This window comes from Methylobacter sp. Wu8 (genome assembly GCF_036440755.1).
GTDB classification, from domain to species: domain Bacteria; phylum Pseudomonadota; class Gammaproteobacteria; order Methylococcales; family Methylomonadaceae; genus Methylobacter_A; species Methylobacter_A tundripaludum_A.
Window position 1 is genome coordinate 45,674 of sequence record NZ_JAZGVT010000048.1, and the last position, 21,568, is coordinate 67,241.

Below are 21,568 nucleotides of genomic sequence, written 5' to 3' on the forward strand. Positions count from 1 at the left end.
GTGAGGCGAAAGGCGAAAGACGAAAGACTAAGGGCGGGCGTGTTGACGCTCGGATTTTTTCGCCTTATCTGTCGATCTGCGGCTGAAATTGTATATGTCAACATCAACACTGAGCCTGGTCGGCTGCGGCATTTTGCAAAAAGAAGTCGGTTATTTAATTGCAAAAAATAACTGGCCGTTGGCAACGGATTTTCTGCCCGCTTCGCTGCACATTAACTTCAAACGCTTGGCCGGCGCTTTACACACAGGCTTAGCCAGGCATGCGGATGAACAAACCATTGTCTTTTACGGGGCCTGCCATCCGGGAATGGATACTATGCTGAATGAGGCGCGCACTCTGCGAACAGCGGGACAAAACTGCATCGAAATGCTGCTGGGGGCGGAAGAATTCAATCGGGAACTGACTCAAGGCGCGTACTTTTTATTGGATGACTGGGCGCGCAATTGGGATGCCGTTATTGCCAAAACCTTCGGCTCGAATATCGATGTAATCCGCGATATTTTTCATGACCAGCACCGTTACCTGCTGTGCCTGCGCACGCCGCAATCCGGCGATTTTAGCCAAAAAGCCCTGCACATCAGCGCCATGCTGGACTTGCCTTTGCAATGGCGCGATGTAAGCTTGGATCATCTCGAAAACGTCTTGCAAGCGGCCATCAGCCGTAAATTGGATAGCCTGCATGCCCAATGAACTGATCACCATCCCCGCTGCCGAGTGGAATAAACTTAAACAACGCGCGACCAAACTCGCTTTGGACAAATCCAATCAACAACTGGTCATGCAGTTGATGAGCAAAATGAGTGAAGCCTCGGGCTTGGAAAATGTCATCGACAATATGTTGCGTTCGATTGTCGATGTCATCGGCGGAGCCAACTTGGTCCTGTATTACAAAATCGATGCCGATATTTTTTATGCCGATGTTTATGGCGTGAAAAAACAATTGCAACAACCGGATGACGAGCGTGTTATCAGCGCTTTCGCCACCGGCGACGCCAGCGAATATCAGCATGATTTTAACGATACCCAAATGCTGACGCCGGCTTTCACCCATGCGTATACATGGATTTATCCGCTCAAAGTCGGTTCGGTAGTGATCGGCGTGTTTAAAATAGAAAGCCTGCATATCGCTATGCGCGATTTGTACAGCCAATTGCCGCTGTTTTTTAATTACGCCGCGCTGGTATTGAAAAACGAGATTCTCGGATACACCCGTCTGCAACACGTCAACAATCTATTGCAGCAAGAAATCCTCATTCGCAAGCAAACCGAGCGGAACTTAGTTGCGGCAAAAAATGAAGCGGAAGCGGCGAACCGGGCCAAAAGTGTATTCCTGGCTAACATGAGCCATGAATTACGCACGCCGATGAACGCCGTGCTGGGGTTTTCTCAGCTAATGCAAAGAGACAGCGACCTCAGTTCAACGCAACGCGAGACGCTGAACATCATTAACAACAGCGGCAAGCATTTGCTGGGGCTGATTAACGATGTGCTGGATATGGCGAAAATTGAAGCGGGGCGTGTGATTATTGAAAACGGTAATTTTGACCTGGGTGCGTTAGTTCGCGACACCATTGACATGATGCACGAACGCGCCGAAGCCAAAGGCCTGGAATTGTTGCTGGACCAATCGTCCAGTTTTCCGCGCTTTGTGAATAGCGATGAGGCAAAATTCCGGCAAATCTTACTGAACCTGGTCGGTAATGCGATTAAATACACATTAAAGGGCCGCGTTATTGTGCGCCTAACGGCTGAAAACTCGCCCGATACTGGGCAATGCATACTCACCTGCGAGGTTAAAGACACCGGCATCGGCATTGCCGAGCAGGATCTGCCGTTTGTTTTTGATACCTTTGTCCAGGTCGGCAGGGAATCCGATCAGCAAGGCAGCGGCCTAGGTTTGCGGATTACCAAGCAATATGCTGAATTAATGGGCGGCCAAGTTACCGTGACCAGTGAATTGGACAAGGGCTCGTCTTTTATCTTGACCTTGCCCGTCGCCAAGGTCGGCGAATCGGAGATTATCAACAAATCCGTTTTCGATGGTAAGCGAGTGCTGGGATTAGCGGCGGGACAGCCCGTTTACCGCGTTCTGGTTGTCGAGGATCAATTGGAAAATCGGCTGTTGCTGAAAAAGTTGATGGAAGCGGTCGGTTTTCAAGTGCGGGAAGCGGTGAACGGTCAGCAAGGCGTAGAACAATTTAAGCGCTGGAAGCCGGATTTTATTTGGATGGATAGACGCATGCCCATTATGGACGGCATCACTGCCACGCAAAAAATCCGCGCTTTGCCGGATGGCGGTAACGTGAAAATTGTTGCAGTCACCGCATCGATTTTTGCGGAACAACGGCAGGAGTTTTTAAATGCGGGCGTCAACGGCATTGTCGGCAAACCCTATCGCGATGCCGAGATTTTCGATGCCATGGCAACGTATTTAGGCGTGCGTTTTATTTACGATGAGCCGGTTAATGAGAAAAACGCTGCCGAGCAATTGTTTACTCGGCAGTATAGCCAGTGCTTGAAGCAGTTGCCCGAAGAGCTGCTGTCCGAATTGCGGCAAGCGGTCATGTGCCTGGATATAGAGCACAGCTTGGCGGTAATCGAACAAGTTAAAGCACTGGATGCGCCGTTAGCCGATGTGTTGTCGGAGCGGGTCAATCAATTCGATTTTGAAGGGCTTGCTCAATGGCTAGGCGATACCGGCATTTTATAATTGGCAGGGATGTTTAAGCGCACGATCCTTTTGCCCCTTTTCTTTCGTACATTGCTGTATCCGCATGATGCAGCAGCGTTTTAGCGTCGGTTCCATCGCCCGGATAAAGGCCGATTCCGGCGCTCACGCCAATTTCTATATCGTAATCATCAATACGGTAAGCGTTGCTTATTGTGTCGATAATCTGGTTAAGCAGTTTTTCCACCATTTCCCGGTTGCTGACATTCTCGAGCAGTATGACGAATTCGTCGCCGCCCAAGCGGGTGACCGTATCGGTTTCGCGGACGCTGCGGGTGAGTCGGTCGGCCACTTTTTGCAATAGCCGGTCCCCGACCTTATGTCCGAACAGATCGTTAACCGGCTTGAATTTATCCAAGTCCAGAAACAACACGGCAAATTGGGTGTTGTTGCGCGCCGCCACTTTAATGGCATGCTCAAGCCGGTCGTCGAATAGCACCCGGTTGGCCAATCCGGTCAAAGGGTCATGATAAGCGATATGGCGCAAATGCTCTTCTTTTGCCTTGTGTTCGGAAATATCCGACATGATGGCGACATAATGCGTGATTTGGTTATCGGTGTTTTTTACCTGATTAATGCTGACTCTCATCGGTATTAAGTCGCCGTTTTTCATCCGGTCGATAATATCGCCCTGCCATTGGCCGGTTTGATTCAGCGACTCCCACATTCGGTTATAGTCTTCGTCGGCGGTATAACCCGATTGCAGGATCGACGGAGGCTGGCCCAATAATTCGCTTTCGTCGTATCCGGTCATCGCGCAAAGCGCTTGGTTGGCCGAAACGATGTGGGCCGATGAATCGGTAATCAAAATCCCCTCGCTGCTGCTGGCAAAAACCGTTGCCGCCAATTGTAACTGCTGCTTCGCTTTTTTATGTTCGCTCAGATCCATCACATAGGCGACGCCTTGCTCCTGATTGTTGTCGAGCATCGCCGCGCCAATACATACCGGCACCCAATGTCCCTGTTTATGGATCAAGGCTTTCTCGAAAGGCTCGCATCGCCCCTGTGTTAACAGCTCATTGACGGCTTGTTGATCCCGGCGCTGAAACTCAACCGGCGTAATCTCCCGCCAGTTGATGGCGGCGGCCGAAATATCCGATCGGTCATAGCCGAGCATAGTTAAAAACAGATCGTTCGCTTCCTCGATACTGCCGTCCATTCTCCAGGAAATAATGCCGATCGTATTCGATTCCTTGAGTCTGCGGAACCGCAATTCGCTGATAGTCAGCTGCTGCTCCGCTTTGGTGATTCCCTTGATGATCTGACGGCTGACCCATAGTCCGATACCGGTAAAGATAAGCAGTGCCAGCACGGTAATGCGCCATGTCGTTTGTTTGACCCATCTTGCCCCTTCACCCAGAATCAGCGAAAAGCGGTTTTCCAGCTGATGAAGCCGGTCGTTGAGATGCTGCAAGCGTTGCCTCAATTCGGATATTTTCCCTGTATTGCGGTTTGGTGCGTTGATTTCAGTTCGAATTTGCTCGCTTAGCTGCTTCAATTCGTCGATGGTTTGATCGGCGGATTGCCAGGTAGCGATAGCGTCGCGCATGTAGGAAATGCGCTGGAATGTTAAAAAGAACCCGATCATTGAATCGATATCGTCCGGGTGGTTTTGTCCCAGCAGAAAGCCTTTTCTGGCTTCTTCGTAGTTTGGGGGAGATTCCAGTAACGCCAATCGGGCGTTTTTATCGCCCTTGATGACCTCTAGGGCTTCTTGATAAGCGTTGTAATCGGTTTCCGCGTGATTATAGGAATAACTGTCCAGATAGAATACGGCATCCTTTTGCGCTTTGGCCCACAAGCCTTCGCCCCTGACGTAGGAGCGCACGCCGTCGAAAATATTGCCGTACCAAAAAATCATGCCGCCCAGCAATACCGAAATCAGTACGAACAGGGAGATAATAAAAACGACTTTCCCGCCGGTAGAAAATACCGGAAGTCTAAGCCTGTGTTTTTTAGGGCTTACCATCGGCTTGCACAGGCTGTGTATTGCTTGGCGCTCCGGCACATAATCCTGTTGTTCATCGGCTGCTGTCCTGAGTTTGGTGTAAACGAGGCTTAAATTAACGCCCCTGCATCCTGTCTTCAAGCCAATAGTAAACCCGTTCGGCGCGGCTTTCCAGTCCTGTAGCCCATAAGTCCGTTTCAACATACGCTGATGCCTGAGTACTGCGCTGTACTTCATGCGGCGACCGGCTCTAAAATGAAGAGTATTGGCTCGTTAGAGAAGCGCCGAATAAATTGATTTCGCTCATGGTTCGATAAGGTTCTCCTGAGCGCAGTCGAAGGACTTTAAATATATGCCCTTTGATTTTAAATTGTTAATTTGGAGAGCATGGACGGAACAAGTTTTCGAGACACCCAATCGTGTCTTTATTCGATGCAACAAACCCGGCCGGACGCCTAACCTATTTATCGTACACTACGCATCAATTGCACGGTAATCGTTCAACCAAATTCCGGCATTTCGCGCTGTCTCCTCCTGCGCATCATCCCTCCACGTTTCACTCAGGGCTGCGGCATACCAATCCTGCATGGAAGGCAATTCCAGCAGGCGCTTGGCGTATAGCAGGGAGCCATCAATCATGGACAGCCCATAAGTCTGTACGCGGAATGCGACAGGCGCGAAAAACGCATCCACGGCGGTGAATGATTGTCCCGCTAGATACGGACCGCCAAAACGGGAAAGACCCTCGCGCCATAGTTCGTCGAGCCGAGCCAGATCCTTGTTCAAAGCTGGGGAGTTCGAGTCGATGCGTACTCTTAGGCCGCAATTCATCGTGCAGAAACTACGCAAGGCCTGAAACCCCGAGTGCATCTCCGCAGTCGCACTGCGCGCCCAAGCCCGTGCCGTTGTATCGGCCGGCCAGACTTGCGGCGTCCGCTCTGCCAAGTATTCAGCGATAGCCAATGAATCCCAGACGACGGTAGCGCCGTCAATTAGACACGGCACTTTTCCGCTGGGCGAAAAAGTGCGAAACGCGTTTGATCTCTGGTTGTCGCTGAAAGGCACTAAATGTTCAACGAACGGGATTTCGAGTTCGCGCATCAGCACCCACGGCCTTAATGACCAGGATGAGTAGTTCTTGTTAGCAATGTAGAGTTCCAGCATGAATGAATTATCCTTTGGTTTAGGTTTAGAGGCACGGCGTGAGCTCGGCAGGCCGCGCAAGGGTGCAACGCTGTCCGTCAATATTGACGGGTATTCCCCCTGAAACAGACCGTTCAAGTTTCATTATTTAATGTAAAAAATCGCCAAACAGACACTCATATCGTATTGATTGTTGGACGGTATGCAATCTTTGCACGACTGTTTTTAGAATGCTCACTGACCGCCTTAACTGGAAAAACAGCTGTCGAGAATGGAAAATATTGTAAGTTCCTTTTCAGAGGACCAGTTTTTAAAGGGCCAAAATACGCTCTCTCAACGCCATAACTTCTTCTATTGAAGCCCTATGTTCGCGATAGAACTCTGGATAAAGCAGATATTGTTTTCTGTCGTTAGCAATTTGCTCCGGCAAAAGATCGAAGTCCGTTACCTTGCTTTTGTAATGAGTGACAACCACGTTCGGTTGTTTTGCTATTTTCTGCATGGCTTGCGCATGTGAACGGCCGTCCAAAAATTCACTTACAACCCCAGCTAACCGGTTACTGCAAAAAAAACTACCGTCTTTGTAGAGCTTTGCAACTATATTGCCTGTAGCATCGCGCGCCACCGCTTCTACTTCTTTGGACATCAGGTATTTCTTCTGTCCTTCAGGTGAACTTGCTTCCTCCGCTGCTTTCGCATGTTCTTTTTCAAGTTTGTCATGCTCGGCCCACAATTTTTTATGCTCAGCCGCCATTCTTGCAAATTCCGCTTCCGCCTCTTCTTGGCTAAGGCCTAGCTTTTTTTGTACCGACTCAACAGTCACGGGCTCAAAATTTAAACGCCGATAATTCTTAAGTTCAACGACTTTGCCATCCTTCATTCTCATTTTGAGATCAGAGGACGTCTGTGCTGTATTTTCGGCTTGCATTGCTTTTTCCAAGGTTGACTGAAAATCAGTAGTCACTTTTTGTTGGCCATTCATTGCTGTGTTACTTGCCGATGTTACAGTTGAAGCAGTAGCTGCGTTGCTTACATTTAAATTTGACATATCAGACTCCTGATTTTGATTACAAAATGGCGCCAAGAAATTTTGTAGCGCGTCATTATTGGTGTTTCAAGGGACTTCGTTTACTTATGATTGCTTTGGTCAAGCTATCGTGAAGACTTTTCCAGTTAATTCAGGCAACAATGAAAATCAGCATTCCCTCCCCATACACAAGGCAATCGACCTATCAATACTCACCGTCAAGGCGCTTAAGCGCAGAAAGTGCTTTCTGGGCATAAATGGCGCCTGCGTCGTTATGAATAGACTTATTAAAGGCAATCATTTTTTCCAAACCGGAGAATAAATTTATTGGCTGATTTGTGCTGCCGGGTTTGCCCATCGCAGCATTCAATTCGGTCAGCGGTGCAAAAGCCAAGAGTGAGCTGGATTCATCCAGCGACATCTCGCCATTTTTTATCAGACTGTTGATGGCGTTCAACATATCGTTCGGCGCTATATTGGTGAAATCGTAGGTGCGCTCACCCTTGGCTTCTTCTGCTAATCGGTCTCGTGCGGCTTGGGAAATAGTGGCCTTGTCGGCAAGGCTGGCCGTAAAAGCGGCAGATGTTTCCGTAGCACCGGCGGAAACTTGCCGCTGTTGTGGCGAACTAGAGATAATTGTAAGGGCTGTATAGGGCTTGATTTCCATCGGGGACGCCTCAAATGCGGTTATTCACGGATAACTCCGTAGCAATTGACATGCCAGCGGTATTGTTTTTGACGCGGATGCGCGATTAGTTTATACAAGAAAAGCGCCCAGTTACTATTCAGCGATCTACGCCGTTAACGCCTCGGCAACTGGACGTGAAATAACGACTATCGATCCACCATGATCAAGGACAAACGATGAAACTTTACGATATGGAACTGTCCGGCAACTGCTACAAAGTCAGATTGTTGTGCGCCTTGCTCGAATTGGCTTACGAATCGGCGCCGGTCGATTTAGGGCAAGGCGAGAATAAAACCGCCGCGTTCTTACAACTGAATCCGCGCGGCCAGCTGCCGGTATTGGATGACGGAGGCACGGTTATCTGGGACTCGTCGGCTATTTTGCTGTATCTGGCGCGCCGCTATGGCGGGGAATGCTGGCTTCCGCTTGACGCCATAGCCATGGCCGAAGTCATGCAGTGGCTGAGTCTGTCGCAAAACGAAATTCTCTACGGACTCGCCAGGGCTCGGGCAGCGAAAAAATTCAACAGACCCTGGGACATCGAGCAATCCCAAGCACTGGGCAAACAAGGGTTGAGGGTATTAGAGCAGCGCTTATCCGGCCATCTCTGGCTGGCCGGCGAACGGGCGACAATTGCCGACATTGCCTGCTATCCCTATGTAGGGCTGGCGCCGGAAGGCGGAATCGCTCTGGACGCCTATCCGTCGGTTCGGGCATGGCTAAAAAGGGTGGAAAACTTACCCGGTTATATCGCCATGCCGGGCATTGGGACAGCCTGAGCGAACAAGTATGATGGCAATTCTGGGCCGCATAGGGTTCGATCCGGGATCGCTTAAGAAATTGTCAAACATGTAAACACTACTGACACCACGCTGTCAGGAAGGCTGTCATACCATAGCCGCTCGTTAACACTTAAAATACGGAGATAAAAATGAACAATGTAGCAACTTGGTTTGAAATTCCGGTCACCGACATGCAACGCGCTAAAGACTTTTACCAAAATGTTCTGCAAGCCACTTTTAAAGACGAGGAAATGGGCGGTTATCAATTGGCGATTTTCGACGCCGAAGAAGGCGCCGTCAGCGGTATGCTAATGCAGGGAGAACATTACCAACCCAGCCAAACCGGCGCAGTGATTTATTTCAACGGCGGCGAGGATTTAAGCGTTCCTCTGGATAGGGTCGTTCAACACGGCGGCAGTGTGCTCATGCCCAAAACGCCGATTCATGACGGCGACTGCGGCTACTTCGCGATGTTTTTGGATAGCGAAGGCAACCGGCTTGGTTTGTATTCAGCGTCCTAATCATAATTGATCAACAGGCGGCCGGAGCATCGGCCGCCTCCTACCCAAAAACATGCGACGCGCCGACCGTTTATTTCAAATCGTACAAATCCTGCGCAACAAGCGCCTGGTCACCGCCAAGACGCTTGCCGAACGCCTGGAGGTATCCGAGCGCACCATTTATCGGGACATTCAGGATCTCAGTCTGTCCGGCGTTCCGGTTGAGGGCGAAGCCGGCGTCGGCTATATGCTGCGGCACTCCATCGACATTCCGCCGATCATGTTTACGTCGGACGAAATCGAGGCATTGGTCGTCGGTGCGAGGATGGTAAAGACTTGGGCGGGAACCGAACTGGGTTACTCGGCGCAATCGGCGCTGGACAAAATTACCGCCGTCATTCCCGCCGAACTAAGGACCAAGATTGAAGACAGCAAACTGTTTTCCTTACGCTTCTCTCAGCGCCAAGATTTGGATGTTAACCTGGATATTTGCCGTAAAGCCATAGACGACAAACGCTTGTTACAGATGGGCTATTGCCGTGCCGACGGCGAGCAAAGCCTGCGCCGCATCCGCCCATTGGGGCTCTATTTTTGGGGAAACGTCTGGACCTTGGTCGGTTGGTGTGAATTACGAGACGATTTTCGCAATTTCCGGCTGGATAGAATTCAGAGCATCCAATCGGAAAATGCGACATTTATAGACATCGAAGGTCAAAGCCTGCAGGACTTTATCAAGCGTATGACCTGTATGTGACGCATATTTTAAACTTTATTTTTTCCAGAACCCTTCCTAACGCTACGTGGGAATGCAGCACGACAAACAGGACAAAAATTATCCGTGCGTGACATCGGTTAACCTAGTCATTGATTTATATCGAGTTTGCTTTTACGTTATGTTTCGTACACCATGAATAATTTACTGAACAACTGGATAACTAGACGCAAGTTGCAACGTTGCGTTTTGAAGACCGCAACGCTAGGTTCTGTTGACGTTCCACTAATCCGGTAGAATCGATCATTTTGAGTGGAATGAACCGGATAAATTTAAGCGATGAAGAATGGCTGCGAATATTGGCAAACTTAAAGAAATTAACAGGCATTCATGTCGGTCAGCCAGACACGTGCAGACAATTTATTAGTGCGTGCTTGTGGATATTACGTTAGGGATCGCAGTGGCGGGTTTTGCCGCCAACGCAGGTAAGTGGAATAGCATATTCAAGCGTTTTTCACGCTGGCGTGCCAATGGCGTCTGGGAGAAACTCTTCGGCCATTATTCTGAAGCCTCGGATTTACAGGATGTTTCTATGGACGGATCGGTGGTTAGGTCGCATGCCAGCGCGGCTGGGGCGGCAAACAGCTCTGCCGACAATGAGGCATTGGGCCGTTCCAAAGGTGGTTTTAGCGGTAAGATCCACGCGCTCTGCGATGCTTTAGGCATGCCGATTAAGTATATCCCGACAGGCGGCCAGGAAGCTGAATGCAAGCAAGCGATACCCTTGCTTGAAAACGTTAAAGCCTCTGCCGTTTTAGCGGACAAGGCTTACGACACAAACGAGTTGAGAGCGGTTGGAATGCCGGGGAATAAAAGCCGTCATCCCGCCAAAATCGAATCGGAAAGAAACAATTGAGTGCTATTATAAAGAGCGGCATGTAGTCGATTGGCAAGCTCAAGCACTACCGCAGAATTGCCACTCGATATGAGAAAAAAGCTGTTAATTACATGGGGATGTTGTCGTTTTCTTCGGTACTTTTATGGCTGAGATGAAACGTCAACAGAACCTAGAGCCGTCCGTATTAAGCTTGTCGAAATGCGAGGTTATCTATAACAGACCCACTGGAGAACTATGCGTTTACATCACATGGCGTTGGCGATATTGGTCGTCGCTATTTGGGGAGTCAATTTTGTCGTGATCAAAGTCGGCCTTAAAGAAATTCCGCCCATTCTGCTTTGCGCACTCAGGTTCTTCCTCTGTACGTTTCCGGCTATCTTTTTTATCAAGCGCCCCGCCGCGCCATTGCGCATGGTTGTCGGCTTCGGCTTGGTGATGTTTGCGCTCCAGTTTGCATTGCTGTTTTCCGGCATGTACGCCGGGACAACAGCGGGGCTGGCGTCGTTGGTACTACAGATGCAGGTGTTCTTCACGGTCTTGCTGGCCGTCTTATTCCTGGCCGAAAAACCATCCATTTGGCAGATCGTCGGCGCCTTGGTTTCATTTTCGGGAATCGGGCTGGTTGCGTCAAATAGCGGCGGTGAAATTTCGGCTTACGGCCTGATGCTGATTATCGCCGCCGCTGCCACGTGGGGGGTAGGCAGCCTGATTTCCAAGAAGCTCGGCAAAGTCGATATGTTTGCGCTGGTCGTTTGGGCAAGCCTCGTTGCTTGGCCGCCGCTGTTGGTTCTGTCGTTTTTTCTGGAACAAAACAGCTGGAATGCTGAAATCATTTCGCATATTTCCTGGCTGACTGTCGGCGCGATTGGCTATATGGTGTATCCGGTGACCCTGCTTGGATTTGCCGCATGGAGTTGGTTGTTGAGCCGCTATCCGGCTGCGACAGTGGCGCCGTTTACCTTGCTGGTGCCGGTATTCGGGTTTGCGGCTTCAACGCTGGCCTTGGGAGAGCCGCTGTTCGACTGGAAGATAAACGCCGCAGTTCTGGTCATTGCGGGTTTATGCATCAATTTGTTTGGGGCTCGCATTGCTGTTCGCATCCGACCGGCCTGAGCATAAAAGGTGCGGACATCAAAACTGATTGTCAGGCCATAGGAAAATAAACGACATGATTAAAGCTATCGCTTTGCTCGGTGAATACGCGCCGACATTCCCGCCGCATATTTCCACCGATGCGGCCATCCAGCATGCCTGGAATCTGCTCAATGTGGAGGTGGCTGTTGATTGGGTTTCAACTGAAGACATAAGCCCCACGCTGTTTGAACAGTATTCTGGCATATGGGTTGCGCCCGGCAGCCCTTACAAAAGCATGGAGCTTACACTATCAGCCATTCGCTATGCCAGGGAAAACAAAATCCCCTGTTTCGGTACCTGCGGCGGGTTTCAGCATATGGTGATCGAGTATGCCCGGAACGTCTTAGGCTTTAAGGACGCGCAACATGCCGAGTACGATCCCTATGCCTCAAGCCTGTTTATTTCGCAACTGGCTTGTTCGCTGGCAGGCCGCGAGATGCAGCTTAATTTTGCACCGGACTCCCAGGTAGCGGCAATCTACGGAAGTCTGTCAGCACAAGAGCGCTACTACTGCAACTTCGGGGTCAACCCCGATTGCATTGACGAGCTGAAGCAAGGGCCGTTGAATGTCTCGGGTGCCGATGCCGAGGGTGAAATCCGCGTCATTGAGCACCCCGATCATCCGTTTTTTATCGGTACGTTGTTCGTGCCGCAAGCCCGCTCTACGCCTGAAAGACCGCATCCGTTGGTGACGGCTTTTCTGGAAGCTGTAGTGCGTTCATAGTCATACAGTTGATAAGTAACGGGGGGACTAACATGAAAGGTAGCTGTTTATGCGGAGCCATTGAGTACGAAATCGACAGCATCGATATGCCTGTCGCTCATTGCCATTGCCGGACTTGCCAAAAAGCCCACGCGGCCCCGTTCGCCTCGACTGCCGCAATGCTGCAAGGCGACATGCCCAATTACACGGACATAGAGCCGGTTATTCAAATCAGCGAAGTTCTTATTTCTCAGTAGACCCATGTACATACCGTCACAGTTTGAACAGCCCGATATTCAGGTCATGCACGAGCTGATCCGCAACCGGCCGCTTGCGACATTGGTAACGCTCGGCGCAAACGGCATTAACGCCAATCACATTCCCTTGCATTTTTCGCCGACACCGGAACCGTTTGGCGTATTACGCGGTCATATAGCGCGGGCCAATCCGCTCTGGCGCGACCTTGTGGCGGATGTTGAAACGCTGGCCATATTCCACGGCCCGGACGCTTATATCAGCCCGTCGTGGTATGCGACTAAACAGGAAGCGGGGAAGGTGGTTCCGACCTGGAATTACACGGTAGTTCATGCTTACGGTTCTTTGCGGATTATCGATGATGCCGTTTGGGTTCGCGCCCAGCTTGAAGCGTTAACGCAACAACAGGAAGCGGCTTTTCCAGAGCCGTGGGCGGTGTCGGATGCGCCGGAGGAATTTACCGGAAAGCTGCTTGAGGCAGTGGTCGGTATTGAAATGGTTATCACCCGATTAACCGGCAAGTGGAAAGTCAGTCAAAACCAACCACCACAAAACCGGCGTAGCGTTGTTCAAGGGCTGAATGCCGGCGGGCAAAGTGAGGCGGCGGCAATGGCCGCATTGGTCGATGCCGGGGTTAACCATGTCGGCTGAAGTTTCCGGCGTCTGTCAGGTCGTGGTAGACTGAGCGTTAAACTAAAAGCAGGAGTCAATACCATGACCACCGTTACCTTTGATACCCTTGAACTGGTAGCCAAGCTAAAATCTGCCGGTTTCCCGCAGGCACAAGCAGAGGCTGTTGTGCGGGTAATTTCCGAGGCGCAAGATACCTTAGTTTCTAATCTGACATTAGACCACCGCTTAAAAGAAACGGAATTACGCCTGGATTCTCGTTTTGAGCGTATTGACGGCGAATTAAAGTTAAACAGATGGATGCTCGGCGCATTATTGGCCGGCGTTATATCGCTGGTATTGAAGGCGTTTTTTTGATGGCAGGTATAAACAGTATGCCCGGTTGGGCTAAGGTTAGATCGGATGAGTGATTGCAAGACCTGAGCCTGTGCTTATTTGTTTGCACATCAGACCTGTTGCTGTATGTTGGCTTAATTAAAACAAATAATTAGATGGCTTTATGAAGAATATACGAAAGCACAATTTTTATATACGGCAATTGATGTCGTATATATTATATTAGGCCAATCCTCTGCTAAGTTCCCACATAATCAAAAAATTCAGGAAATAACCAAGATGGAGCAACAAGAAACAATTGATATTAAATCAGGAAAAATATCAGATATTGGGGAAATAATAATTTCTTATCCTTACTTTTTTGCAATTGTAGAACCTTTGCTTGTCTTTATATACGAAAATGGTGGAGATGTTCATGCTGTCAAAGCTAAAGACACTTATGAACCGCTAGCAGATTATTTCAATTTAACTGAAATAGAAAGGACGCGAACGTATGATGATATATACAAAAATGGAAGAAACGCGATTTATTGGAGAACCTTAGTGCAAAGAGCAAAAAACTCTGTATATATTAGATACATGATGCCAGCAAGTAAAGGCGTATGGACACTAACAAATCAAGGGGTGCAGGTGGCACAACAAGTAATTCTTAAGCATACAAATGAACTCTATGCATCAACTTCTGAAGCTACAATAACAGAAGGATCAAAAAAAGCAGCTATATCTAACCGATACGAGAGAAGCATTATTGCTAGAGAAATTTGTATAAAAAAACTTGGATATACATGTGCGGCATGCAAAATCGATTTTGCACAAAAATATGGTTCTATTGGGAAAGGCTATATTCATATTCACCATAAAATTCCGCTTTCGAATATCGCCGAAGAATATATCGTAAATCCAGAGTTGGATATGGTTCCAGTTTGTCCGAACTGCCACGCTATGCTACATAAAAAAGACCCGCCATTTACAATTGAGGAGCTTACAAAAATGATGGCAAATACAGCCGGATAGCAGCGTAGCGTAACCCGAACCACCCAACCCATTCGCACAAAAATATTGGTTTAACGATACCAACAGTAGGCGCTTCCTCAAGCGGGGCGGGGTTTGCAACCCCGCTCCTAACGTTTCCACAATGCCTAGAAAGTGGTTGAGCTTAATCAACACAAAACGTTTCGGACGGGGCAACATGCCCCGTCCGGCTTGTAGGCAGCGAGAACTGGTGTTTCCGGCAAACATCCATCCAAATTCGCCGGAAACGCCACCTCGCGCTACGCGCTTGGATGGCCTTATTCCGGCCTACGCCTAAGGATGAAAGCAGCAAGGCAGATTCGCGCTAGCATCGTAGGTTGAGTTGCATCTTTCCGCAACCCAACACATTCGCACGAAAATATTGGGTTAACGATACCGACAGCAGGCGCTTTAGGCGAAGCTGAACCCCAGCGGGGTTCAAGCCGTTAGCCGGGGGTTGAGCGTAGCGACACCCCCGGACCGGATGGCATGAGACAAAAAACATCGACCCCAACGGGGTCGCAGAAACACAACATTTAAGCGAAGTTCACCATGTCATCCACCTATTTTAGCCTGCATTACCATATCGTATTTGGAACTAAAAACCGTGCTCCCGTCATAGATGCAAAATGGCGTCCTCGGCTTTATGATTATCTCGGTGGAATTGTCCATAGACTGGGCGGGTTTTCAAAACGAATTGGTGGAATCGATGACCATGTGCATTTGCTGGTGTCTTTAAAATCCACGCACAATCTTGCCGATCTGATGCGGGAGTTGAAGAAATCATCTTCCGTGTGGGTTCATGATACATTAGGAGAAAAGCAATTTGCATGGCAAGAAGGTTATGCGGCTTTCACCGTTAGCGCGTCCGGGCTGGACGCTGTGGCGAAATATATCGCCAATCAGGAACAACACCATAAAATGAAATCGTTCCGGGATGAGTTGGTTGAAATGCTGGAAAAATCCGGTGTCGATTATAACCCGGATTATTTGTAGCCCGAATTACTGCGACCCCGCCGGGGTCGAGGTTCTTTGTCCATACCATCCGGGGGTGTCGCTACGCTCAACCCCCGGCTAACGGCTTAAACCCCGTTGGGGTTCCAGACGTGTCGAGCAACATCTTTTTGTTGCCCAATATTTTGATGTATATGAATATCGGGCATAAACAGTTTGCCCAATGTGACTCCATAACAATAATCGATAATAAGGAACAAAATGAATAAGAAAGTCAGGTAGGGGTGCGCATCGCGCACCATTTACGAATATTAAAATGGCCGGGCTTTTTAAAATATTCTAACGGGTATCCATTTCAAGCATTAAGATTCCTTGTATGTTGGGATTCCGAAAAGGGGCGCGATGTGCCCCCTATAGGGCTGAAAGCCAATGCAGGACTGGCAAAATCCCCAACCGGCACGACACAAAACAACCCATTTATGGCAATTTATGCCGTATTCAAGTTGTAATGCCTTACGGGCAAAGCTGCCAATTAAAGCAGATCAGATGGCTTATTCTGAGCTGCCACAATAAAGACTGCATAACATCAGTTATAATCATGAATAAAATCAAATTGCATACCCTATCGATCAATAATGCATTCACTCCGGTTTAAATTTTCATTAGCGCTTATCATCACCAGCATGAGCGCTGTCATCGTTGTCGGTATTATTGTCCAGTGGCGGGTGTCGACAAGATTTGATCAGATGGCGATGGAGCGCGCTTTTGAAAATTTTCAAGCGGATGTTACGGCCTATATTGCCTCTTACGGGTCTTGGAACGAGGCGCGACAGGTCGAACGGTTTGGCCAGTTTGTCAGACGCAAGCGCGCGTTAACAGGCGCGCTTCCCGATGAACCTTTCTTTTTCGGGCCAGAAGACCGGATAGAGCCTGCCGGGCGGCGATTAAAGCCGCCGATGCCTGACGAGCCTGAGTGGGCTCCGCCGTTCCTGTTCATATTGCTCGATCCGCAGGGTAAGGTGTTACTGGGGGGCGGAAAATATGAAGATGGAGAATTTGTGCCGGTGTCGGCCCGTTTGGGAGTGACTCCCATTATGCTGGAAAATCGGGTGCTGGCATTGGCGATTCCACAGGGCAAGCCCAATTTATCTGCGATAGACCGGAATTATCTGGCGATAATCAGGGAAGCTCTGATCTATGCATTTGTTATTGCCGGCGCACTGGCGATTTTTCTCGGTTTTCTGTTCAGTAAACGCTTAAGCAAGTCGCTTCATGAACTGACAACGGCTATCAGAGCCATGAGCCAAGGGGAGCTCCGCCAAACGGTGACAGTGCATGGCAATGATGAGGCAGCTATCCTTGCTGAAGCATTTAATCGTATGAGTGCCGATCTTGCCCATGCTTATGAGAAACTGAAGGAGTCCAACTGCACCATTAGCGAGCAGGCCTTGCTTTTAAAGGAGCTGAGCATTCGCGATGAATTGACTCAACTCTATAATCGCCGCTACTTTAATGAACAGGCGAATAAGCTTTTCAACCAGATGAAACGGTATAAGCATCCATTGAGTTTTATGATTGGCGATATTGATCATTTTAAGCAGGTAAACGACAAGTTTTCTCACGCTATCGGTGATGAAGTGCTGAAAGCAGTTGCCGGTATATTGAATGACGGCATACGCGCAAGCGATGTTGTCGCCCGTTATGGCGGTGAAGAATTTGTCGTTATTTTTCCTGAAACGCCGTTGATGCAAGCAGTGGAACAATGCGAAAGACTGCGTAAAAAGATTGAAAATTTCCCTTGGTCAGCGATACATCCTGAGCTTCAGGTTACCATGAGCATAGGCCTGAATGGCGATCTTAGTTTTGACGGTTTTGAACAGATGCTGGCAGTAGCCGATAGTAATCTGTTTCAAGCAAAAGCCGGCGGCAGAAATCGGCTTTGTTATTAATCTTCTGTGGATTTGGAGCTTCACCAGAGGGTAAGGAAATCCGTGTAACCGCTTGTTTTCAGCAGTGAGGCTTGGCTTGCATCTTTTCGCTATCCAAATAGGTTTTGTCCGACGTAACCCCATAACAATAATCGATAATAAGGAACAAAATGAATAAGAAAATTTTAGTGATTATCGCGGCTTTATGCCTCGGCTTATCGGCATGCAGTGGTGAAAAGGATAAGGCAAACCTGGTTAAATCGGCTTACATTAATAACTGCATACAGCAGGAAAGTTCCACACGCCCTGCGGAACAGGCCAAATCTTATTGTGATTGCGCAGCTGATGCGGTGTTTAGCAACAGAGACATTTCCGATGAAACAAAAAGCCTGATGCCGACCATGAGCGATAAGGACAGCAAGATTTATCAACAAAGTGATATTGCAACGGTTAAGGGGCTGCTTATGGCCTGCTACACCAAAAAGTTTTATAAAAAATAAGCCGCGTCCGGTTAGCTTTACGTTATGCGATAAGAAAAATATGAATACCTACAGTTGGAATGCCAAGGATTATCAGAGAAACTCACAAGCCCAACAAAAATGGGCAAGGGAGCTTATTGCAAATCTGAATTTAACAGGCGCAGAAGACATTCTTGATTTGGGTTGCGGCGATGGCAAAGTAACGGCGGAAATCGCTGGCTTAGTAGGCAATGGCTCGGTGGTCGGCGTTGATAACTCAAGGCAGATGATAGACTTGGCAAAGGAAAAATATTCGCAAAACCAGCATGCTAATCTTTCGTTCCAAGTCATGGATGCGAGCGATTTATCGTTTGAAGGCTGTTTTGACCTGGTTTTCTCAAATGCGGTGCTGCATTGGGTCAAGAATCATCAACCTGTTGTTGAGGGCTTATATAACAGCCTCAGGGCTGGAGGAAAGATTCTGCTGCGAATGGGCGGAAAAGGCGATGCCGAAGGGATACTTTCGGTTATGAACGAGGTTAGAGCGGCAAATAAATGGGCGCAGTATTTTACCGGCTTTGAATTCCCCTTTACTTTTCTGGGTGTCGATGACTATCAAGTGCTATTGAAAGAAGCCGGATTTTCCATAAAGCGTGTTGAACTCATGCCAAAAGATATGACGCATGATGGAAAATCAGGGCTGGAAGGATGGATTCGAACAACATGGCTGCCTTATACGCTACGCATTCCAACAGAACAGAGGGAAGTATTTATCGAAGAGGTTTGTTCAAAATATCTCGATAAAGTGCCGCTAGCAGCAGACGGTAAAGCGCATGTGGCTATGGTAATGATTGAAGTTGAAGCGGAAAAAATCACATAACAAGCCAGGCATGAACTACAGTGCTGCGTTGAGCGGGAAGGCGAATACATCCTTCTGGTGCGCTGGCAAGCCCTCAAAGACCATGAAGTGGGTTTCGCCAGTCGCCGTAATATCAACAGTGGAAAGAGCCGCTTCATCATTTTTACGACCCATTTCCTACGGTGTTGCACTATGAGCCGGTAGCCGGCGCAAAGGCGTAGCGATGGACGGATGTTTTCGGCCTTCACATTTATTTCACAATATGATCCTGGGTATCTTTGTTGCCCAGGTTATCGACCCAGCTGATGGTGATTTTATCGCCGATGTTGCCGCCTTTTAGCATGAAAGCAAAGTAGGGGTCTTTGGAAACATTGGCGCCGATGTTGCCGGTAATAATCACGTTTTTATTATGTTTTACCGTTAGTTTCTGGATGAAATGCGCGGGGATTAATGAGTCGGTTTTGGCGTCCCGATTGCGTCCGTGTTCCATCGGGTGGGCTATCAGCATCCTGATTTGCGTCTTGCCGTCCATGCGTTTGCTGCGGATTTTAATGCTCGACATATTAAATCTCGCAGCCGCCAACGGTGACGATGACTTTCTCGCCGGCGCTGTAAAAGCCTTCACCGGTTTCTACAATGACCATGACGACCGAGGATTCGGCTAATTTCAAACGCGTCGAGACAAAAGGCTCCAGGTCTGGCGATAGCTCGAATTTGGCGGCCAAGGGTATCGGGTTTTTTTCGACCAGTATGGCGATGCTTTCAACATTGTTCAGGCTGCTGGTGACCGTGATCGGTACGGCAGCGCCGTTTTCCGCCGTTTTAGGAATCTGGATGGCGATTTTGTCGGATGCGATGATGTCCTGGGCTTTGAACAAGCGCTTTAAGGTCTGTTGCAGTATCGAGGTATCGGGCAGCCATTCTGCGTTGGCGTCGGACGAGCCAAGCAGTCCGCCTGTGGCGATAAGCGAGTAACTGCCCAAAGCGACAGACTTCTTGATGAATGCCCTGCGGTTGTCGGTCATGAATGGCTGGTCCCGGCGTGATTTAAAGCGTTAATGATGAAATAAGGCCTGATAAGCCCTGGCCGATTGTTCCGGCTCGCGGTCGAATAGCCCGCCGATGACCGCCAGCAAATCGGCTCCTGCCGCCAGTAACTGGGGGGCGTTTTCCGGCAGAATGCCGCCTATCGCAACAATCGGGATAGTCAGCGTAAGTTTTGCTTGCCGCAGTGTTTCAATATCGGCAGGCGCTGCCAGCGGTTTTGACGAAGACGGGAAAAACCGCCCGAAAGCCGCATAGGTGGCGCCCTGCGTCTGGGCGGCGATAGCCAGTTCGACAAAGTTGTAGCAGGAAACGCCGATAATCGCGTCGTTGCCCAAGCGCTTTCTTGCCTGGGCCGCCGCGCCGTCTTCTCTGCCGAGATGGACGCCGTCAGCGCCTACCAGCGCCGCAAGTTCGATGTCGTCATTGATCAGCAACGGCACGTTATGCCGATGGCAGAGTTTAACCAGTTCACGGGCAAGAAAGGGCGCGTCGATCGGGTTTTTGTCCCGGTATTGCACGATGGCCGCACCGCCTTTAATGGCGGCGGCAACGTCGTTAATGACGGCGTCGCCGGATTTGTTTTCGGTTTGGGTGATCGCGTAAAGTCCGCGTATAGGAAATTTAATCACTCGTCATCCATCCAGAAAAATCGATTGGGAATGTGTTGTCCTTTGCCCGGCAGGTAAGCGTTATTCAATGAATTCCAGGTGTATTCCTGGGCCTCGATGACCGCTTGCAACGGCTCCAGGCCGTGCGCGATCAATGCCGCAATGCTGGCGGCCAGCGTGCAGCCGGAGCCGTGATAGCTGAACGGCAACCTGTCCCAGGTGTAGGTTTCCCATCTGCGGCGGTCATGGAACAACTGATTGCCGACCGAAGGCGTGTCTTCATGGCTGCCGGTAATCAGCACATAGTCGCAGCCTTTTTCCAGCAATGCCAGGCCGCAGCCGTTAAGATCGGTCAATCCTGTCAGTTTGCGAGCCTCTTCGCTGTTCGGCGTCAACACGGTAGTGCAGGGCAGCAGCAAATCAATCACGGTTGCTATCAGCCGGTCGGTTGACAGCTTAGCGCCGCCGCCTGCCGCCAGCACCGGGTCCAACACCACCGGAATGTGCGGGTGCTGTTTTAATACGGCATGAATCGCGGCGGCGGTTTCATGATGGCCGATCAAGCCGATTTTAAACGCCTTGACCGGGAGGTCGTCCAATAGGGTGTTGGCTTGGCTGATAATGGCTTCCGGGCTTTGCGGAAGCAGTTTTTTGACATTCCGGGTGTCCTGTTCGGTTAAGGCGGTGATTACGCTGGCGGCGTGGCAGCGATGGCTGACCAGGGTTTCAATGTCGGCCTGAACGCCCGCGCCTCCGCTGGGGTCATGGCCGGAAAATGAAAGCACAACGGGGCGGTTTACTGTCATGATGAAATTGTATGGGTATTATGGAGTCGGTTTAAGCGGTCTTGGTTTTAGAAATCCTATCGGCATTATATAACGCCCTTAACAAATTATGTCGTCGGAGAGCGTCATTGGCATTAAGTTAAGCCGTTCGTGGTGAGCCCGGTCGAACCATGAATGGCTTAACGACTTGTGTTCCGCCCACCTCATTCGACAAGCTCATGACAGGCTTCGACAAGGCTCTCCTGAGCGTAGTCGAAGGGCTCAGGGCGAACGGAACAAGTCTAACTTAGGAGTATGCATAAATTAATTTAAGCAATCACCATGAAGCGCATGAAGGACATGACGACTTAAATCCTTCATGTCCTTCATGCGCTTCATGGTTTAAAAATAAAAGTTATTTCATGCACGATCCTTAGTGGCAGTGACGCTAGAT

25 protein-coding genes are annotated in these 21,568 nt (G+C 49.4%); 16 read left to right on the forward strand and 9 right to left on the reverse strand.

The annotated features are described in order from the left end of the window. The first annotated feature begins 94 nt into the window (after positions 1–94). A complete protein-coding gene (locus tag V3O24_RS05180; protein ID WP_331306479.1) occupies positions 95–691 on the forward strand; it encodes a DUF1638 domain-containing protein in 597 nt (198 codons plus the stop codon). Further along, complete coding sequence (locus V3O24_RS05185; RefSeq protein WP_331306480.1) at positions 681–2,711, forward strand: ATP-binding protein; 2,031 nt, start codon at positions 681–683, stop codon at positions 2,709–2,711. Before V3O24_RS05180 ends, V3O24_RS05185 begins: the two co-directional genes overlap by 11 nt. Positions 2,712–2,724: 13 nt before the next feature. Here the strand turns inward: V3O24_RS05185 and V3O24_RS05190 are convergent, their stop codons facing one another. From V3O24_RS05190 to V3O24_RS05205, 4 genes are all read right to left on the reverse strand, one after another. Further along, positions 2,725–4,881 carry a sensor domain-containing diguanylate cyclase gene (locus tag V3O24_RS05190; protein WP_331306481.1) on the reverse strand — a complete coding sequence of 719 codons (2,157 nt, stop codon included), beginning with the start codon at positions 4,879–4,881 and terminating at the stop codon, positions 2,725–2,727. 270 nt (positions 4,882–5,151) lie between these two features. After that, positions 5,152–5,841, reverse strand: a complete 690-nt coding sequence (locus V3O24_RS05195) for a glutathione S-transferase family protein (protein ID WP_104423959.1) — start codon at positions 5,839–5,841, stop codon at positions 5,152–5,154. 289 nt (positions 5,842–6,130) lie between these two features. Further along, entirely contained in the window at positions 6,131–6,868 is a 738-nt protein-coding gene (locus V3O24_RS05200) for a hypothetical protein (protein WP_146083345.1), read from the reverse strand. A gap of 184 nt (positions 6,869–7,052) precedes the next feature. Next, positions 7,053–7,514, reverse strand: a complete 462-nt coding sequence (locus V3O24_RS05205; RefSeq protein ID WP_104423957.1) for a hypothetical protein — start codon at positions 7,512–7,514, stop codon at positions 7,053–7,055. 197 nt (positions 7,515–7,711) lie between these two features. On the opposite strand from V3O24_RS05205, the gene V3O24_RS05210 reads away from it, so the two are divergent. The 14 genes from V3O24_RS05210 to V3O24_RS05275 all read left to right on the forward strand — a co-directional run bounded on the left by V3O24_RS05210 (position 7,712) and on the right by V3O24_RS05275 (position 18,716). Further along, positions 7,712–8,314 (forward strand): glutathione S-transferase family protein, encoded by a 603-nt coding sequence (locus V3O24_RS05210; protein WP_331306482.1) that lies wholly within the window; start codon positions 7,712–7,714, stop codon positions 8,312–8,314. 152 nt (positions 8,315–8,466) lie between these two features. Continuing rightward, entirely contained in the window at positions 8,467–8,838 is a 372-nt protein-coding gene (locus V3O24_RS05215; RefSeq protein WP_104423955.1) for a VOC family protein, read from the forward strand. Positions 8,839–8,890: 52 nt separating this feature from the next. Then, a complete protein-coding gene (locus V3O24_RS05220; protein ID WP_104423954.1) occupies positions 8,891–9,571 on the forward strand; it encodes a YafY family protein in 681 nt (226 codons plus the stop codon). A 394-nt stretch (positions 9,572–9,965) separates the two neighbouring features. Beyond that, on the forward strand, positions 9,966–10,445 hold the full coding sequence (locus V3O24_RS05225) for an IS5 family transposase (RefSeq protein ID WP_258076623.1): 480 nt from the start codon (positions 9,966–9,968) through the stop codon (positions 10,443–10,445). Between the two features lie 216 nt (positions 10,446–10,661). Continuing rightward, a complete protein-coding gene (locus V3O24_RS05230; RefSeq protein WP_331306483.1) occupies positions 10,662–11,540 on the forward strand; it encodes an EamA family transporter in 879 nt (292 codons plus the stop codon). Between the two features lie 55 nt (positions 11,541–11,595). Continuing rightward, a complete protein-coding gene (locus V3O24_RS05235) occupies positions 11,596–12,285 on the forward strand; it encodes a CTP synthase (RefSeq protein ID WP_331306484.1) in 690 nt (229 codons plus the stop codon). A gap of 32 nt (positions 12,286–12,317) precedes the next feature. Then, entirely contained in the window at positions 12,318–12,521 is a 204-nt protein-coding gene (locus V3O24_RS05240) for a hypothetical protein (RefSeq protein WP_331306485.1), read from the forward strand. A 4-nt stretch (positions 12,522–12,525) separates the two neighbouring features. Further along, positions 12,526–13,170, forward strand: coding sequence for an FMN-binding negative transcriptional regulator (locus V3O24_RS05245; protein WP_331306486.1), 645 nt, complete (start codon positions 12,526–12,528; stop codon positions 13,168–13,170). Positions 13,171–13,233: 63 nt separating this feature from the next. Beyond that, positions 13,234–13,506, forward strand: coding sequence for a DUF1640 domain-containing protein (locus V3O24_RS05250; RefSeq protein ID WP_104423949.1), 273 nt, complete (start codon positions 13,234–13,236; stop codon positions 13,504–13,506). 258 nt (positions 13,507–13,764) lie between these two features. Continuing rightward, positions 13,765–14,499 carry an HNH endonuclease gene (locus V3O24_RS05255; protein WP_104423948.1) on the forward strand — a complete coding sequence of 245 codons (735 nt, stop codon included), beginning with the start codon at positions 13,765–13,767 and terminating at the stop codon, positions 14,497–14,499. A gap of 549 nt (positions 14,500–15,048) precedes the next feature. Then, the gene (gene tnpA / locus V3O24_RS05260; RefSeq protein WP_331306487.1) at positions 15,049–15,492 is read left to right on the forward strand and encodes an IS200/IS605 family transposase; all 444 of its coding nucleotides are present in this window, start codon (positions 15,049–15,051) and stop codon (positions 15,490–15,492) included. Between the two features lie 641 nt (positions 15,493–16,133). Beyond that, positions 16,134–17,399, forward strand: coding sequence for a diguanylate cyclase (locus V3O24_RS05265; RefSeq protein ID WP_331306488.1), 1,266 nt, complete (start codon positions 16,134–16,136; stop codon positions 17,397–17,399). A gap of 149 nt (positions 17,400–17,548) precedes the next feature. Next, the gene (locus V3O24_RS05270) at positions 17,549–17,878 is read left to right on the forward strand and encodes a hypothetical protein (RefSeq protein WP_104423945.1); all 330 of its coding nucleotides are present in this window, start codon (positions 17,549–17,551) and stop codon (positions 17,876–17,878) included. Between the two features lie 40 nt (positions 17,879–17,918). Further along, positions 17,919–18,716 carry a methyltransferase domain-containing protein gene (locus V3O24_RS05275; RefSeq protein ID WP_331306489.1) on the forward strand — a complete coding sequence of 266 codons (798 nt, stop codon included), beginning with the start codon at positions 17,919–17,921 and terminating at the stop codon, positions 18,714–18,716. A gap of 15 nt (positions 18,717–18,731) precedes the next feature. Here V3O24_RS05275 and V3O24_RS05280 read toward each other — a convergent pair whose 3' ends face one another. The 5 genes from V3O24_RS05280 to V3O24_RS05300 all read right to left on the reverse strand — a co-directional run bounded on the left by V3O24_RS05280 (position 18,732) and on the right by V3O24_RS05300 (position 21,156). Then, positions 18,732–18,869, reverse strand: a complete 138-nt coding sequence (locus V3O24_RS05280) for a hypothetical protein (RefSeq protein WP_331306490.1) — start codon at positions 18,867–18,869, stop codon at positions 18,732–18,734. A 76-nt stretch (positions 18,870–18,945) separates the two neighbouring features. Continuing rightward, entirely contained in the window at positions 18,946–19,257 is a 312-nt protein-coding gene (gene soxZ, locus V3O24_RS05285) for a thiosulfate oxidation carrier complex protein SoxZ (RefSeq protein ID WP_331306491.1), read from the reverse strand. Between the two features lies 1 nt (position 19,258). Further along, positions 19,259–19,720, reverse strand: a complete 462-nt coding sequence (soxY, locus tag V3O24_RS05290; protein WP_331306492.1) for a thiosulfate oxidation carrier protein SoxY — start codon at positions 19,718–19,720, stop codon at positions 19,259–19,261. Positions 19,721–19,750: 30 nt separating this feature from the next. Continuing rightward, positions 19,751–20,368, reverse strand: a complete 618-nt coding sequence (gene thiE / locus V3O24_RS05295) for a thiamine phosphate synthase (protein ID WP_331306495.1) — start codon at positions 20,366–20,368, stop codon at positions 19,751–19,753. Continuing rightward, positions 20,368–21,156 carry a hydroxymethylpyrimidine/phosphomethylpyrimidine kinase gene (locus V3O24_RS05300; RefSeq protein WP_331306493.1) on the reverse strand — a complete coding sequence of 263 codons (789 nt, stop codon included), beginning with the start codon at positions 21,154–21,156 and terminating at the stop codon, positions 20,368–20,370. The genes thiE and V3O24_RS05300 overlap by 1 nt, the downstream gene beginning before the upstream one ends. Positions 21,157–21,568 lie beyond the last annotated feature (412 nt).

What these genes read in the sequence shown, in the direction of transcription:
- V3O24_RS05280 (WP_331306490.1), bottom strand. Translation starts at nt 18,869, where the DNA reads ATGGGTCGTAAAAATGATGAAGCGGCTCTTTCCACTGTTGATATTACG.
- tnpA (WP_331306487.1), top strand. Translation starts at nt 15,049, where the DNA reads ATGTCATCCACCTATTTTAGCCTGCATTACCATATCGTATTTGGAACT.
- V3O24_RS05255 (WP_104423948.1), top strand. Translation starts at nt 13,765, where the DNA reads ATGGAGCAACAAGAAACAATTGATATTAAATCAGGAAAAATATCAGAT.
- V3O24_RS05185 (WP_331306480.1), top strand. Translation starts at nt 681, where the DNA reads ATGCCCAATGAACTGATCACCATCCCCGCTGCCGAGTGGAATAAACTT.
- V3O24_RS05215 (WP_104423955.1), top strand. Translation starts at nt 8,467, where the DNA reads ATGAACAATGTAGCAACTTGGTTTGAAATTCCGGTCACCGACATGCAA.
- V3O24_RS05275 (WP_331306489.1), top strand. Translation starts at nt 17,919, where the DNA reads ATGAATACCTACAGTTGGAATGCCAAGGATTATCAGAGAAACTCACAA.
- soxY (WP_331306492.1), bottom strand. Translation starts at nt 19,720, where the DNA reads ATGACCGACAACCGCAGGGCATTCATCAAGAAGTCTGTCGCTTTGGGC.
- V3O24_RS05300 (WP_331306493.1), bottom strand. Translation starts at nt 21,156, where the DNA reads ATGACAGTAAACCGCCCCGTTGTGCTTTCATTTTCCGGCCATGACCCC.
- V3O24_RS05265 (WP_331306488.1), top strand. Translation starts at nt 16,134, where the DNA reads ATGAGCGCTGTCATCGTTGTCGGTATTATTGTCCAGTGGCGGGTGTCG.
- V3O24_RS05180 (WP_331306479.1), top strand. Translation starts at nt 95, where the DNA reads ATGTCAACATCAACACTGAGCCTGGTCGGCTGCGGCATTTTGCAAAAA.
- V3O24_RS05210 (WP_331306482.1), top strand. Translation starts at nt 7,712, where the DNA reads ATGAAACTTTACGATATGGAACTGTCCGGCAACTGCTACAAAGTCAGA.
- V3O24_RS05235 (WP_331306484.1), top strand. Translation starts at nt 11,596, where the DNA reads ATGATTAAAGCTATCGCTTTGCTCGGTGAATACGCGCCGACATTCCCG.
- V3O24_RS05220 (WP_104423954.1), top strand. Translation starts at nt 8,891, where the DNA reads ATGCGACGCGCCGACCGTTTATTTCAAATCGTACAAATCCTGCGCAAC.
- V3O24_RS05245 (WP_331306486.1), top strand. Translation starts at nt 12,526, where the DNA reads ATGTACATACCGTCACAGTTTGAACAGCCCGATATTCAGGTCATGCAC.
- V3O24_RS05270 (WP_104423945.1), top strand. Translation starts at nt 17,549, where the DNA reads ATGAATAAGAAAATTTTAGTGATTATCGCGGCTTTATGCCTCGGCTTA.
- V3O24_RS05195 (WP_104423959.1), bottom strand. Translation starts at nt 5,841, where the DNA reads ATGCTGGAACTCTACATTGCTAACAAGAACTACTCATCCTGGTCATTA.
- V3O24_RS05250 (WP_104423949.1), top strand. Translation starts at nt 13,234, where the DNA reads ATGACCACCGTTACCTTTGATACCCTTGAACTGGTAGCCAAGCTAAAA.
- V3O24_RS05200 (WP_146083345.1), bottom strand. Translation starts at nt 6,868, where the DNA reads ATGTCAAATTTAAATGTAAGCAACGCAGCTACTGCTTCAACTGTAACA.
- soxZ (WP_331306491.1), bottom strand. Translation starts at nt 19,257, where the DNA reads ATGTCGAGCATTAAAATCCGCAGCAAACGCATGGACGGCAAGACGCAA.
- V3O24_RS05240 (WP_331306485.1), top strand. Translation starts at nt 12,318, where the DNA reads ATGAAAGGTAGCTGTTTATGCGGAGCCATTGAGTACGAAATCGACAGC.
- V3O24_RS05230 (WP_331306483.1), top strand. Translation starts at nt 10,662, where the DNA reads ATGCGTTTACATCACATGGCGTTGGCGATATTGGTCGTCGCTATTTGG.
- V3O24_RS05190 (WP_331306481.1), bottom strand. Translation starts at nt 4,881, where the DNA reads ATGTTGAAACGGACTTATGGGCTACAGGACTGGAAAGCCGCGCCGAAC.
- V3O24_RS05205 (WP_104423957.1), bottom strand. Translation starts at nt 7,514, where the DNA reads ATGGAAATCAAGCCCTATACAGCCCTTACAATTATCTCTAGTTCGCCA.